Raw genomic sequence first — 14,423 nt, 5'->3', positions numbered from 1 at the left:
GATATTATGGATTTAATGAATATTTTTGATTATACACTTGTTCATGCTACTATAAGAGCTACTACACCTATACTTTTTGCTGCTCTTGCTGCTGTAATTACTCAGCAGGCTGATATCATAAACATTGGTACAGAAGGTATAATGTTAATGGGAGCATTTGTGGCAGTTTGCGTAAGTTTTTTCACTGGAAGTTGGCTTATTGCTATATTCGCTGCTATGGTTGCTGGGGTTATATTTTCATTAATAATGGCAGTTGCACATATAAAATATAATGCTGATATTTGTGCTATTGGTACCGCTATTAATTTGTTGGCTGTGGCATTAACTAGATTTTTATTGAAACAATTTTTAGGTGCTTCAGGTACTTTCCATGACCCTAAAATTGTAGGAATACCTAAAATTCATTTTGATTTTTTAACTTCAAACAAATATTTAAATAGTTTATTTAATGATTATTCTATATTAGAAATATTTGGAATAATAGCTGTTATAATATTTGCCTTCTTACTTTACAGAACAGTATGGGGACTTAGATTAAGAGCTACAGGTAAATTCTCTTTGGCTACAGAAACTGCTGGTATTAATATAGTTGCTATGAAATATCAAGTTATGATAATATCCGGAGTTTTGGGAGGACTTGCAGGTGCACACTTATCTATAGGTTATTCTCAGCTTTTCACAGAAAATATGACTAATGGTAGAGGCTTTATGGGAGTTGCTGCTATGTTCTTTGGAAATGCAAATCCTATATTTTCTTGGATAGGCTGCACTTTATTCGGACTTATAGATTCTATAGGAGCAAGACTTCAATCTTATGGTTGGCCTTCTCAGTTTGTACTTATGCTTCCTTATGTTATAACAATATTAGTATTAACTATATCTATGATTCATAAGAAAAGAAGAGAAATAAAAATGAAAAGTTCTTTAAATAGAACTAAAGAATAATTATAAAAAATAAATTTTTAAGGAGAATATAAAATGGAAAAAATAATACTTGACTGCGATCCTGGACATGATGATGCTGTTGCTATTTTAATGGCTGGTATACACCCTAGCATAGAATTGCTTGGTATAACAACTGTTGCCGGAAATCAAACTTTAAATAAAACTACAATAAATGCTCTTAATGTATGTCAGTATTTAAATATAGATGTTCCTGTATGTTCTGGTATGGCTTTACCTATGGTAAGAAAAGTACAAACTATAGCTGATGATATTCATGGTGAAAGCGGTTTAGACGGCCCAGTTTTTGATAAACTTACAAAAGAAGTAGATAAAAGACATGCTGTAAATTTTATAATAGAAACTTTAAAAAACAGCAGTGAAAAAATTACACTTGTTGTTACAGGTCCTATGACAAATGTTGCTATGGCATTTAGAATGGATCCTAGTATAGTTGAAAAAGTAAAAAGAATAATATTTATGGGAGGAAGTTATCAGCTTGGAAATGTAACTCCTGCTGCAGAATTTAATATATTTGCTGATGCTGAAGCTGCTTATGTAGTATTCAATTCTGGTGTTCCTCTTGTAATGATGGGACTTGATCTTACTAGACAAGCATTATGTTATCCTAGCATTGTAGAAAGAATGGGAAAAGTTGGCGGAAATGCTTCAAAACTTTTTGTTGATCTTATGGGATTTTTCTGCAAAACTCAAAAACAAGTATTCGGCTGGGAAGGCGGCCCTTTACATGACCCTACTTGTATAGCTTATATTATCGATGAGAGCTGTATAGAAACTAAAGATATGTATAGCGAAGTTGAAATAAGAAGCGAAAAATGTTACGGAAGAACTTTATGTGACTATTTTGGAGTTACTAAAAATAAACCTAATTCTAAAGTTTCAATTAAATTAGATATTGATAAGTTTTGGAATATAGTTGAGGATTGTATAAAACTATACAATAAATAATAGGAATAAATAATTATGTTAGAAACATTAAGAAATACTTTAAATAAAAATAAAGATATCTATATAAAAAAATTAACAGATTTTGTTAAAATAGATACGCATGTATTAGGTCATGGAATAGACGGCGGCCTTGAAGATGCAGGTCAAAAATATTTAATAGATTTATTTAAAGAGATGAATGCTGATAATGTAGAAACAGAAGATATGCAGGAAAGTATAATAGAAAAATCTATTAAAGAACATAATGAAGGAAATCCTAATCATAATTATGATAAGAGATATAATGTATATGCATCTTTTAAGGGTAAATCAAATAAATCTATAATGTTTAATGGTCATGTTGATACAATGCCTTCCGGAGATGTTTCTTTATGGGAGAGTGATCCTCATAGTGCTGATATTAGAGATGGAAAAATATATGGATTAGGTGCCTGCGATATGAAAGGCGGATTAATGGCTGGTATTATGGCTGTTAAATTATTGAAAGATTCCAATATTGAACTTCCTATAGATGTTGTAATTACTGCTGTGGCAGATGAAGAGGGCGGCGGAAATGGTTCTATAATAGCTGCTATGGGAGGCAAAAAGGCTGATGCTGTAATAGTTTGCGAACCTAGCGATAGAGAAATAATAGCAGCTCATATGGGATTTATATTTTTTAGAGTTGAAGTTAAAGGAGTTTCTGTTCATTCCGGTTCTAAATGGAATGGTGTAAGTGCTATAGATAAAACTATAAAAATTATAAATGCTATTAATGAATTGGAACATAATTGGCTTATGAGATATAAACATCCTTTGCTTCCTTCTCCAAATTTGAATGTGGGTGTTATAAGCGGAGGTAAAGCAGGTTCTACAGTTCCAGATTATTGTAAATTTGAAACTTGTGTGCATTATTTGCCTAATATAATGACTTATGAGCAAGTTGTAAAAGAGTTTACAGAAACAGTAAATATGTGTGCTATGGGTGATTCTTGGCTTAGAGATAATATGCCTAAAATAAGTATATATCAGTCTGGCGGCGGATTTGAAATGGATTTAAATGATCCTTTTGTAGATGTATTTAAAAAGTCTTATGAAGATATTTACAATAAAGGAGCTAAAATAGTAGGCTCTCCTGCAGGCTGTGATGCTAGAACTTGGCGTAATATAGCTAAATGTCCTACATTGCAATATGGCCCTGGTTCTATTAAACAATGCCATACTGTCAATGAATATTTGGATATTGAAGAATATTTAGAGTCAATACTTTTATACGCTAATATAATATTAAATTTTGCAAAACAATAATAATAAAAATATAAGGAGTAGAAAATGTCTAAAGATAAAATATTATTTATAGGAGAATCTTGGGTTATATACATGACACATCAAAAGGGATTTGATATGTTTACAAATTCTGTTTATGAAGAAGGTGCTGATATACTTTTAGATGTATTAAGAAAGAATTTCGATGTTGATTACATAACAGGACATGAAGTTCCTACAAAAGCTCCAAATACAATGGAAAAATTAAATGAATATAAAGCAATTATTATTAGTGATATAGGAGCTAACAGTTTTTATTTACATCCTGATACTTTTGCTAAAGGATTAAGAACTCCAAATCGTATTAAACTTATGGAAGAATATGTTAAAAATGGCGGCGGTTTATGTATGGTTGGCGGTTATTTAACTTTCCAAGGTATAGATGGCAAAGGTCATTGGAAAAATACTGCAGTAGAAAAAGCATTGCCTATAGATTTTGAAATTTTTGATGATAGAGAAGAATGTCCTGAAGGAGTTAATCCTGTTGCAGTAGATGCTAATCACCCAATATTAAAAGGAATAGATACTGACTTCCCATATTTCTTAGGATATAACAGAAGTACATTGAAAAATGGTGCAAGTTTAGTAGCAAAAATTAATGATCATCCTTTTATAGCTGCTTGGGATTATCATAAAGGAAGATCTGCTATATTTGCTTCTGATTGTGCTCCTCACTGGGGTTCTCATGAATTTATGCAATGGAAGCATTATGAGACTCTTTGGACTAACATTATAAAATGGATAAGTAAAAATATATAATCAGGGGTAAGATGTGAGTAAAAGTATTTTGGTAATAGGGAGTATAAATAAAGATTTGGTTGTTAATACACCACGTTTCCCTAAAGAAGGAGAAACTATACTTGGAAATAGTTTTACTACAAGCAATGGAGGAAAAGGTGCCAATCAAGCATGTGCTATAGGAAAATTAGGCGGAAAAGTTAGTATGCTTGGGGCTGTTGGAGATGATAGTTTTGGTAAAGATTTATTAAATGCATTATCTTCAAATAATGTTAATACAGATAATGTAATAGTAAAAAATAATTCTTCTACAGGCATAGCATTAATAACAGTAACTGAAACTGGTTCAAATCATATTGTAGTAGCACAAGGGGCTAATGCTTTAATTACTAAAGATGATATTAAAGAAGAATTGATATCTTCATTTGATATAATAGTTATGCAGCTTGAGATACCATTAGAAATAGCAAAGTATGCAGCTAGTATTGGTAAAAAATTAGGTAAGATTGTGGTATTAAATCCATCTCCGGCAATTCAACTTGATAAGGAGTTTTTAAATTGTATTGATATTTTAATACCAAATGAAACAGAAATAGATATTATAGGCGGTATAGATTATATTTTTGAATGCGGAGTAAAAAATATAATATTAACTTTAGGTGATGATGGATGCGATTTGATAACCAATGATAGCAGAAAACATTTTAATGCTTATGACGTTAATGTTGTTGATACTACTGCGGCAGGTGATAGTTTCTTAGGAGGTGTTGTTAGAACTATTGCTGATGGAAAAAGTATAGAAGAAGCTATTGAGTTCGCTACCAAAGTTGCTAATATAACAGTTACTAGAAAAGGTGCTATAGATTCAATACCTACTTACGATGAAGTCATTAGTAGAAAGTGGTAATTTAATAATATTCTCTGTAAACAATTATAAAATCAGGCTATTTTTTAGCCTGATTTTTTTTATAAATAATAATTTTTTGATTCAAATGTCATTATCTGTTGACTTATTAAATTTTTTTAATATACTAAAATTTTATATATAATAAAGAGATTATTATGAAGAAATGTTTATTTATATTATCATTTATGCTTTTTGTGATGTTTTCTGAGAAAGAATGTAAAGGTCCTGATGGAGACAGTAAGCCTACACCTTTTAGAAAAGGAAATGCAATAGTTGAATATAAAGTTTTAAACAATGCAGAAAATATTCTTTATAGTGTTATATTGTTTTCTAGTATAACAATACCATCATTATATTTTATAAATAAAAAGTTTAATAAATAGAGTATTAAATTGTGGGGGAGTATTATGATTAATATAGAAGATTTAGTTGATGTTGCTGATGCGAATATAAGTGAAGATGATTGGGAATTATATAAAGTATTCAAACCTATGAAAGTTTTTGGAAAAGAATTAGAAACATTATTTGATATAGGTATTCATAAGTCTTGGAAACTGGAAGATATTATCAATAATTTAAAAGAACATGTGAAAGTATTGTCAGATTCAAGAGAAACATTAAAGAATGCTTATGGTGATTTCATGTTTATAGATGTAGATGATGAATGGTATAATAATATTGATATATATAAAATACTAATAAAAATAAATGAAGACGGCAGTATAGAATCCAAGGTAGATTGCGGAGATGATGAAAATACATTCAGTGTGTATTTTAAAGATAATGATATCATAAATATAATGGAATCAAATATAAGATAATTAACTCCATATCATTAAAAGCAATTTATACAATATTGGAAGAAGTACAACAGTTAAAGCACCTGCAACACCTATAGCAAGACCAGACATAGCCCCTTCAGTTTCTCCCATTTCTATTGCTTTGCTTGTACCAACGGCATGTGAAGAAGTACCTATAGCAAGACCAATTGCAAGAGGAGATTTTATTCTAAATAATTTGCATACAAAAGGGGCTACTATTGCACCTACAACTCCGGATATTATAACGGATAAAACAGTTATAGATTTCATTCCTTCCATATTGGCAGTAATATCAACGGCGATTGCAGTAGTAACAGATTTAGTCAATAGGGAAGGGAATAATGCTTCAGATATTCCAAATAGTTTTGCAGATATAAATATTCCAGTTATTCCTATTGTACTTCCAATAGCTATACTTATCAATATAACTGCAAGATTAGCTTTAAGTATAGGAAGGTTTCTATATATAGGCAAAGCCAAAACAACAGTTGCAGGCCCTACCATAGCATTGATAAATTTTCCGCCGCTTTCATTATAAACACTGTAAGGTACTTGCATAAAATATAAAGAAAAACCAACCAATATAACGCTTGTTACCAATGGAGTTAATACGGGTAATTTAGTTTTTATATATATTGTATATGCTATTATATAAGCTATTAAAGTTATTACTATTGGTATTATAGGGTTTTGTATAAATAATTCTTTCATATTAAGTCCTTATTATTGTTATGCTCGACAAAGCCAAATAGTTCAAAGTAATTTCATTGCTTGCCGTCTTTACTTATTTATTGCTATTTATTTTTTCTATATGCAATTGTATTACTTAATACTTCAAAGCAATTTAATTACTTGTAGTTTGATTGATTATTTTTATCATTATGTTTTTTATTGTTTATAAACTTTCTTAAAATTAATTATTTTCTTAATTTAGAAAATAATTTTTCAAAAAGCTGTGCAGATAATCCTGTTGATGCCATAATTACTATTACCATAAAGACGCATATTATAACAAAAGGTATAATTTCATCTTTAACATATTTGTATTCGTCCATTATAGCTAATGTTCCCGGTATAAATAATAATGACATATTAGCTATTAATATATCACTAGCTTCATTTATATGACTTTCTTTTATTATTCCTAATAACAGAAGTATGAATAATAATATCATACCTATTACATTTCCAGGTATTGGAAGTTTTAATGACTTACTTAATATATCTGCCACAGAGTATACAGCGAATATGATTGTGAATTGTTTTATGAGTTTCATTTTTCATTCCATTAATTGTATATAGTCAATTATTTTTTATAAAATTTTTTGGTATAAATTATATATATTTAAACATTATTTTCAATAGTAAAGTACTGTAAAAAATAATGTTTAAATATAAAAATATTATATTTCTTGTTGACATAAAATTTTTTTCGTAGTATAATAGAATACCTTGTAAATTATAGGTCATCTAAATTTGTTTAACTTAAATTTAAGGAGCAAAAAATGGCAGGTGCTAAAGTAAAAACTGAGCAAATACATCTTCAATGTACAGAATGTAAAAGAAAAAATTATATAACAACTAAAAATAAACAAAATGTTCCAGAAAAATTAGAATTAAAAAAATATTGTCCTCATGATAAAAAGCACACAATTCATAAGGAATTAAAAGTATCAAGATAAATACTTATTTTTTAATAAGATGTTTATAAATTTGGGTCAGTAGTTCAATTGGCAGAGCATCGGTCTCCAAAACCGAGTGTTGCAGGTTCGACTCCTGTCTGACCTGATTATTTTTCTTATAAGATTAAGATAATACAGTTTAAGGTAGCTTTATGGCAGATAAAAAGAAAAACAGTTTTTTTACTTCTTTACAAGAGATAAAAAAAGAGCTTTTTGAAAGAAGTGTATGGCCTACAAGACAAGATGTTATGAATCAAACAGTTGTCGTTATAATTTTGCTCATATTAGCTTCGGCTTTTTTAGGTGCGGCAGATTATATTGTAACATTCGTTGTAAGGGCTTTATTAGATGGTTCTATTTTGGGTAGCTTAATATCTTCTAAAATTACATTAGTTTTAGTATTGGCTGTAGTTGTTTTATTTGTTGTGTATTTTGCTATTCGTTATATGAGAAAAAATAGATATAATAGGTGATTAAAATATGTCTGAAGAAATGGCTGATATAAAAGATTATAGATGGTATATAGTTCATACTCAGCATGGTTATGAAAATAAAGTTCGTGAGCGTATAGAGAAAAGAGCTAAAGAAAATGGAATGACTGATTTAATAGTCGATATATATATACCTTCAGAAACAGTTACTTCTACAAAAAATGGTAAAAAAGTATCTAAGGAAGAATTCTTTTATCCTGGATATGTTTTAGTAAAAATGATTATGACAGATGCTACTCAGGCTATGGTTAGAAGAACACCTGGGGTGGCTGGTTTTATTGGTAGTCATGCTACAACAAAAGAAGAAGGTAATATAGTTCCTACTCCTTTAAGTGAAAGTGATGTTGCTCGTATATTTGAAAATAGAGATGAAAAATCTAAGACTGAGATAAATGAAATTATAGGAATGGAATTTGATATCGGTGAGAAGGTTCAAGTAATAGACGGACCTTTCAACGGTTTAAATGGTGTTATAGAAAATATTAATTCTGATAAAGGTAAAGTAACTGTAAAAATAGAAATATTTGGAAGAAGTACTCCTACAGAATTAGAGTTTAACAAAGTAAAGAAACTATAAGATAAAGATTATAAATTTATAAAATAAATAATTAAGAGGTAGTAAAAATGGCTAAAAGAGTAGTTGGTATTGTAAAGGTTCGCATACCAGGCGGAGAGGCAACACCTGCTCCACCATTAGGACCAGCATTAGGACAGAAGCAGATACAAATAGCAGCTTTCGTTAAAGATTTTAATGCTAAAACTTCTAAAATGAAAGGGCAAATATTAAATACTTATATAACAGTGTATGAAGATAAAACTTATACATTCGTTACAAAAGGTACATCTACTTCTACATTAATCAAGAAAAAATTAGGTATTGAGAAAGGTTCTGGAGAGCCTAACAAAACTAAAGTTGCTACAATTAATCAAAAGCAATTAGAAGAAATAGCTCAAGAGAAAATGGCTTATATGTCAGCTAATGATATAGAGGCAGCAAAGAAAATAGTTGCGGGTACTGCTCGTGCTATGGGTATTAAAGTAGAATAATATATATTTTTTAAGAAGCATACCATTTATTAGTAAGTAAATGGAAGTAAACGTTTGAAAAAAGGAAGAAAATAACATGGCTACAAAAGAAAAAAAAATAGGTGGCAAACGTTACGACGCTATACGTAAACAAGTAGAGAAATTAAAACTCTATTCAGTAGAAGAAGCTATTGAATTAGCTAAGAAAAACGCTACCTGTAAATTCGATGAAACTATTGAGGTTACAATTAACCTTAATATATTACCAAAACACTCAATAAGAGATACTTTATCTTTCCCAAATGCTTTTGGTAAAGAAAAAAGAGTTGTAGTATTTGCACAAGGTGAAAAAGCTGATGAAGCTAAAGCAGCTGGTGCTATGGAAGTTGGTTTTGAAGACTTAATTGATAAAGTTAAAGGCGGATATACAGACTTTGATGTTGCTATTTCTACTCCTGATTTGATGAAAGAAGTAGGTAAATTAGGACAAATTCTTGGTAGAAAAGGTCTTATGCCTAACCCAAAAACTGGAACAGTTACTCTTGATATAGCTCAAGCAGTAAAAAGTTTCAAAGCTGGAAGAATGGAATACAGAGCTGACAAAAACGGTATAGTTAGAATGGGTGTAGGTAAGGCTTCTATGACTTTAGAGCAATTAAATGAAAACTTTAAAGCATTCTATGATGAAATTTTAAGAAAAAAACCTACAGATTTAAAAGGTGAATATATTAAAGCAGTAGGCGTTACATCTACAATGGGTGTAGGTATAAAAATAGATCATAAAAAAATCAAAATGTAATTAGTTTAGTGATAAACCTATTTTATTTAGCGAAGTCGTATTTTGTGATCCCATTATATGAATAGTAATAATAAGATGGTTTAATATAATAGAGGTGGTAGTATGCCTAATAAGAAAAACATTGAAACAGTATCATTTCTTAAAGAAAATATTGGAGGATGTGCTGGCTTAGTATTCTTTGATTACAGAGGAGTATCGGTAGCACAACTTACAGATTTAAGACGTGAATTAGCTAAGACTTCTTCTTCAATGAAAATATGTAAAAACTCTTTAGTTGATATTGCTTTAAAAGAGTTAGGCAGAGAAGTAAAAGATGAAATGTTCGTTAATCCTACAGCAGTAGTATTTGCTAAGGAAGACGTTCCAGGTGCTGCTAAAGTAATAAGCGAAGCATCTAAGAAAAATGATAAGATAAAAATCAAAGGTGGTTACATGGGTGAAGATTTACTTGACCCAGCACAAGTACAAGTAGTTGCTAATATTCCACCAAAAGAAGTTTTACTATCTCATCTTGTTACAGCACTCGAAGCTCCTATATCTGGTTTCGCAAACAGCTTGCAAAGCGTTATATCAGAGCTTGCTTATGTGCTTGACAGTGTTGAAGAAGAAAAGAAAAAATCAGCATAATTTGTTGATATTTATTAATTAATAAAAATAAAGAAAATTATTAAACAATTTTAAGGAGATAAACCATGGCTTTAACAAAAGAAGAAATATTACAAGCAATAAAAGAAATGAAAGTTATTGAACTTCATGAATTAGTAGAAGCTATCAAAGAAGAATTTAACGTAACAGCAGCTATGCCAGTTGCAGCAGTAGCAGCAGCTCCAGCAGCAGGCGGTGCAGCTCCAGCTGAAGAAGAAAAAACTGAATTCGATATCATTCTTACAGGTTTTGAAGCTGACAAGAAAATTGCTCTTATTAAAGAAGTTAGAGCTGTTAGCGGTTTAGGTTTGAAAGAAGCTAAAGATGCTGTAGAAAAAGGCGGAGAAACAATTAAATCAGGCGTTTCTAAAGACGAAGCAGCTGCAATCAAAAAACAATTAGAAGCTGCTGGTGGTAAAGTTGAAGTTAAATAATTATTTTTGTAAATATATCATTAACATTTAATGATTCATATAGTAAGAAGGGTATAACGCTTTTGTACCCTTCTTATTAGTGTATTAAGTCAAATCAATATAATCAAAAAGCGTTTTAATTTGGAGATCTTTTAATATGGCCAATAATATTCAGATAGATAATAAAGTATATCCAGAACGAGGGGTGGAGTTCGCAAAAAAATATAGGATAGAAAATGGACGTGTAAACTTTTCACGTTCTGCTTCAGTAATAGAACCTCCTGATCTCCTTGCTATACAGAAAGAGTCTTATGAAAGTTTCCTTCAAAAGGATGTACCTGAACATAAAAGAAAAAATGAAGGATTGCAAGAAGTATTGACTTCAATATTCCCTATAGTAGCATCAAATGAAAAAATGCAAATAGAGTTTATTTCTTATTCTATAGGCGACCCTAAAATATCGGAAAAAGAAGCTAGAAGAAGAGATAAAACTTATGCTTATCCTTTTAAAATAAAAGTACAATTAACAGTAAGAGATCCAGAAAGAATAATAGAACAAGAAATTTTTGTTGGTGATATACCTGCTATGACAGATAGAGGCACATTTATTATCAATGGTGCTGAACGTGTTGTAGTTTCTCAGATTCATAGATCCCCAGGTGTTGTTTTTAATAGAAGTGATAGAGATGCCATGTTTGTGGCTAAAATTATTCCAGACAGAGGTACTTGGTTGGAATTTGAGCTTGATACCAAAAAAGATATAATGTATGTTAGAATTGACAGAAAGAAAAAACTTCCTGTTACAGTATTTTTAAGAGCTATTGGTATCACAACTAATGAAGAAATTTTAAAATTATTTTATGAAATAGATAATATATCATTAGAAAAACTTTCAGATGAAGAGAAAAAAGAAGCTTTAATAGGCAGACGTTCTTATTCAACAGTATTTGATACAGAAAACCCAGACGAAATCATATTAAACCCAGGTGAACTTATCAATACAAACCTTGCTGAAAGACTTTTAATGAGCGGAATTAAAGAGATATCAGTATTAAATATGGATGCGATAAAAGACAATGTTACCATAATTAATACTTTAGATAAAGATACTACAAAGAACCAAGAAGAAGCATGTACAAAAATTTATAATGTTATAAGACCAGGAGAACCTGCTTTAATAGAAAACGTTGTAAAAACTTGTAATGATTTAGTATTCGATCCTAAATTATATGCTTTAGGTGATGTAGGCCGTTATAAAATCAATAAAAGATTAAATTTTCCAGAAAGCGAACAAGACAAAGTCTTAAGACATAAAGATATAGTAGAAACAATTCGTTTCTTAATCAAAGTATTTATTAACGAAGAACAATTAGACGATATTGACCACTTAGGTAACAGACGTATAAGAAGCGTTGGTGAATTATTAGCTATACAAATAAAAGCTGGTTTCACTAGAATGGAACGTATAGCTAAAGAAAGAATGCAAATGCAGGATATGGAGGCAGTAACTCCTCAATCACTTGTAAGCATTAAACTTATACAAGCAGTAATAAAAGAATTCTATGGTACAAGCCAATTATCTCAGTTCATGGATCAGAACAATCCATTATCTGAAATTACACATAAAAGAAGATTAAACGCTTTAGGTCCTGGAGGTCTTACAAGAGATAGAGCAGGATTTGAAGTAAGAGACGTACACCATACTCACTATGGTAAAATATGTCCTATTGAAACTCCTGAAGGTCCAAACATCGGACTTATAGTTTCATTAGCTACTTATGCTAAAATTAATAAACATGGTTTCTTAGAAACTCCTTATAGAAAAGTTATTGACGGCAGAGTAACAGATGAAATAGAATATTTGACAGCACATGATGAGGAAAGATACCACATTGCTGATGCTAACGCTCCTATAAATGATGACGGTACATTTAAGGAAAACTTAATATCAACAAGATATAGAAGTGAATTCCCATATTCTTCACCAGATCAGGTTCAGTATATGGACGTTTCACCTCAGCAGATCGTTTCACTTTCAAGCTCATTAATTCCATTCTTGGAGCATGACGACGCTAACAGAGCATTGATGGGTTCAAACATGCAACGTCAAAGTGTACCTTTATTGTATCCAGAAGCTCCTATAGTAGGAACAGGTGTAGAGGCAAAAATTTGTCAGCCTGGAACTGGTATAGCAGTACATGCAAAAAGAGCTGGTAAAGTTATTAAAGTTGTTCATGATGAAATAAGAGTAAAACCTACAAAACCAAACAGCGATGATGATGTAGATGTTTATGAATTAGTAAAATATCAAAGAACTAACCAAGATACAAACTACCATCAAAGACCAGTTGTTAATGTAGGCGATGTAGTTAAAGTTGGCGGACTTTTAGCTGACGGACCTGCTACAGATCATGGTGAATTAGCATTAGGAAGAAACGTACTCGCAGCATTCATGATTTTTGAAGGTTATAACTTCGAGGACGCTATTCTTTTAAGCAGAAGATTAGTTCAGGAAGATGTATTTACTTCCATACACATAGAAGAGTTTTCAACAGAAGCTCGCGAAACAAAATTAGACAGAGAAAATATTACTAGAGATATACCTAACGTTTCAGAGGCAGCTTTCAAAAACTTAGATGAAAGAGGTATTGTAAGAATAGGTGCTAAAGTAAAAGCTGGTGATATATTAGTTGGTAAAGTAACTCCAAAAGGAGAAACAGAAATAACACCAGAATACAGACTTCTTCACTCAATATTCGGTGAGAAGGCAAGAGATGTAAAAGATACTTCTTTAAGAGTACCACATGGTAAAGACGGTACAGTTATAGATGTAAGAGTTTACAGCAGGGAAAATGGAGATGAATTAAAGCCTGGAGTAGAGGAAGTAGTAAAAGTATTCCTTGCTAAAAAACGTATAATACAGGAAGGCGACAAAATGGCTGGTCGTCACGGTAACAAAGGGGTTGTTGCTAGAATAATGCCTATAGAGGATATGCCATTCTTAGAAGATGGTACTCCAGTAGATATATGTCTTAACCCATTAGGTGTACCTTCACGTATGAACATTGGTCAGGTAATTGAGATGTTACTCGGTTGGTCTGGTCATAAAATGGGATTAAAATATGCTTGTCCAGTATTTGAGGGCCCTAAAGAAGAAGCTTTGAGAGAAGCATTTGAATTTAGCGGTATGAATACTAATGGTAAAGTTAGACTTTATGATGGAAGAACAGGTGAACCATTTAAGAATGATGTTGCTGTTGGATACATGTATATGCTTAAACTTAATCACTTGGTTGAAGACAAAGTACATGCTAGAAGTACAGGACCTTACTCACTTGTTACTCAGCAGCCTTTGGGAGGTAAATCTCAATTCGGAGGTCAGCGTTTAGGAGAGATGGAAGTTTGGGCATTAGAGGCTTATGGAGCTGCTAATATGCTTCAAGAGTTCTTAACTGTTAAATCAGATGATATGACAGGACGTGCTAGAATATATGAATCTATAGTTAAAGGTGATGTTATATCTTCTCCAGGTATACCAGAAAGCTTTAACGTATTAGTTCAAGAGCTTAGAGGTTTGGGTCTTAATATTACTATTCATGATGAAGAAGGCAATCAGCTTCCTTCTACTGAAAAAGAACTTAGACAAAAAACTAAAAAGAAAACACAGATTTTTAAATAATTAGGA

The 14,423-nt window shown here is 31.0% G+C and carries 17 protein-coding genes and 1 tRNA gene; 16 read left to right on the top strand and 2 right to left on the bottom strand.

The features are described from left to right. The first annotated feature begins 6 nt into the window (after positions 1–6). The 7 genes from R4K56_RS03830 to R4K56_RS03800 all read left to right on the top strand — a co-directional run bounded on the left by R4K56_RS03830 (position 7) and on the right by R4K56_RS03800 (position 5,682). Positions 7–945 carry an ABC transporter permease gene (locus R4K56_RS03830; protein ID WP_335756904.1) on the top strand — a complete coding sequence of 313 codons (939 nt, stop codon included), beginning with the start codon at positions 7–9 and terminating at the stop codon, positions 943–945. 33 nt (positions 946–978) lie between these two features. After that, positions 979–1,911 (top strand): nucleoside hydrolase, encoded by a 933-nt coding sequence (locus R4K56_RS03825; RefSeq protein ID WP_335756903.1) that lies wholly within the window; start codon positions 979–981, stop codon positions 1,909–1,911. A 15-nt stretch (positions 1,912–1,926) separates the two neighbouring features. Beyond that, positions 1,927–3,198, top strand: coding sequence for a M20 family metallopeptidase (locus R4K56_RS03820; protein WP_335771907.1), 1,272 nt, complete (start codon positions 1,927–1,929; stop codon positions 3,196–3,198). Positions 3,199–3,222: 24 nt separating this feature from the next. Next, entirely contained in the window at positions 3,223–3,975 is a 753-nt protein-coding gene (locus R4K56_RS03815; RefSeq protein ID WP_335756901.1) for a glutamine amidotransferase, read from the top strand. Between the two features lie 13 nt (positions 3,976–3,988). Then, positions 3,989–4,861 carry a ribokinase gene (rbsK, locus tag R4K56_RS03810; RefSeq protein ID WP_335771906.1) on the top strand — a complete coding sequence of 291 codons (873 nt, stop codon included), beginning with the start codon at positions 3,989–3,991 and terminating at the stop codon, positions 4,859–4,861. Positions 4,862–5,016: 155 nt separating this feature from the next. Then, positions 5,017–5,244, top strand: a complete 228-nt coding sequence (locus R4K56_RS03805) for a hypothetical protein (RefSeq protein WP_335771905.1) — start codon at positions 5,017–5,019, stop codon at positions 5,242–5,244. 24 nt (positions 5,245–5,268) lie between these two features. Continuing rightward, positions 5,269–5,682 (top strand): hypothetical protein, encoded by a 414-nt coding sequence (locus tag R4K56_RS03800; protein ID WP_335756898.1) that lies wholly within the window; start codon positions 5,269–5,271, stop codon positions 5,680–5,682. Here R4K56_RS03800 and R4K56_RS03795 read toward each other — a convergent pair whose 3' ends face one another. Beyond that, positions 5,683–6,393 carry an LrgB family protein gene (locus R4K56_RS03795; RefSeq protein WP_335771904.1) on the bottom strand — a complete coding sequence of 237 codons (711 nt, stop codon included), beginning with the start codon at positions 6,391–6,393 and terminating at the stop codon, positions 5,683–5,685. 206 nt (positions 6,394–6,599) lie between these two features. Continuing rightward, positions 6,600–6,959: a CidA/LrgA family protein gene (locus tag R4K56_RS03790; RefSeq protein ID WP_335769050.1), complete on the bottom strand. Its 360-nt coding sequence runs from the start codon at positions 6,957–6,959 to the stop codon at positions 6,600–6,602. Between the two features lie 228 nt (positions 6,960–7,187). On the opposite strand from R4K56_RS03790, the gene rpmG reads away from it, so the two are divergent. From rpmG to rpoB, 9 genes are all read left to right on the top strand, one after another. Beyond that, on the top strand, positions 7,188–7,364 hold the full coding sequence (gene rpmG / locus R4K56_RS03785) for a 50S ribosomal protein L33 (RefSeq protein ID WP_008723772.1): 177 nt from the start codon (positions 7,188–7,190) through the stop codon (positions 7,362–7,364). A 33-nt stretch (positions 7,365–7,397) separates the two neighbouring features. Continuing rightward, positions 7,398–7,470, top strand: a tRNA-Trp gene (locus R4K56_RS03780). Between the two features lie 46 nt (positions 7,471–7,516). Next, positions 7,517–7,837 carry a preprotein translocase subunit SecE gene (gene secE / locus R4K56_RS03775; RefSeq protein ID WP_335756895.1) on the top strand — a complete coding sequence of 107 codons (321 nt, stop codon included), beginning with the start codon at positions 7,517–7,519 and terminating at the stop codon, positions 7,835–7,837. Positions 7,838–7,844: 7 nt separating this feature from the next. Then, positions 7,845–8,432, top strand: a complete 588-nt coding sequence (gene nusG / locus R4K56_RS03770) for a transcription termination/antitermination protein NusG (RefSeq protein WP_297296947.1) — start codon at positions 7,845–7,847, stop codon at positions 8,430–8,432. 47 nt (positions 8,433–8,479) lie between these two features. Then, positions 8,480–8,902, top strand: a complete 423-nt coding sequence (rplK, locus tag R4K56_RS03765) for a 50S ribosomal protein L11 (RefSeq protein WP_020004949.1) — start codon at positions 8,480–8,482, stop codon at positions 8,900–8,902. Between the two features lie 76 nt (positions 8,903–8,978). Then, entirely contained in the window at positions 8,979–9,680 is a 702-nt protein-coding gene (gene rplA, locus R4K56_RS03760; RefSeq protein WP_335771903.1) for a 50S ribosomal protein L1, read from the top strand. Between the two features lie 102 nt (positions 9,681–9,782). Further along, positions 9,783–10,307: a 50S ribosomal protein L10 gene (gene rplJ / locus R4K56_RS03755; RefSeq protein WP_297296954.1), complete on the top strand. Its 525-nt coding sequence runs from the start codon at positions 9,783–9,785 to the stop codon at positions 10,305–10,307. A 65-nt stretch (positions 10,308–10,372) separates the two neighbouring features. Further along, complete coding sequence (gene rplL / locus R4K56_RS03750) at positions 10,373–10,759, top strand: 50S ribosomal protein L7/L12 (protein ID WP_297296956.1); 387 nt, start codon at positions 10,373–10,375, stop codon at positions 10,757–10,759. A gap of 136 nt (positions 10,760–10,895) precedes the next feature. Continuing rightward, the gene (gene rpoB / locus R4K56_RS03745) at positions 10,896–14,417 is read left to right on the top strand and encodes a DNA-directed RNA polymerase subunit beta (RefSeq protein WP_335756893.1); all 3,522 of its coding nucleotides are present in this window, start codon (positions 10,896–10,898) and stop codon (positions 14,415–14,417) included. The last annotated feature ends 6 nt before the right edge of the window (positions 14,418–14,423 follow it).

The sequence above is a fragment of the Brachyspira pulli genome (genome assembly GCF_036997785.1).
GTDB classification, from domain to species: Bacteria; Spirochaetota; Brachyspiria; order Brachyspirales; family Brachyspiraceae; genus Brachyspira; species Brachyspira pulli.
The sequence above is the reverse complement of the archived record's forward strand: the minus strand, read 5'-3'. Positions and strand labels throughout refer to the sequence as shown.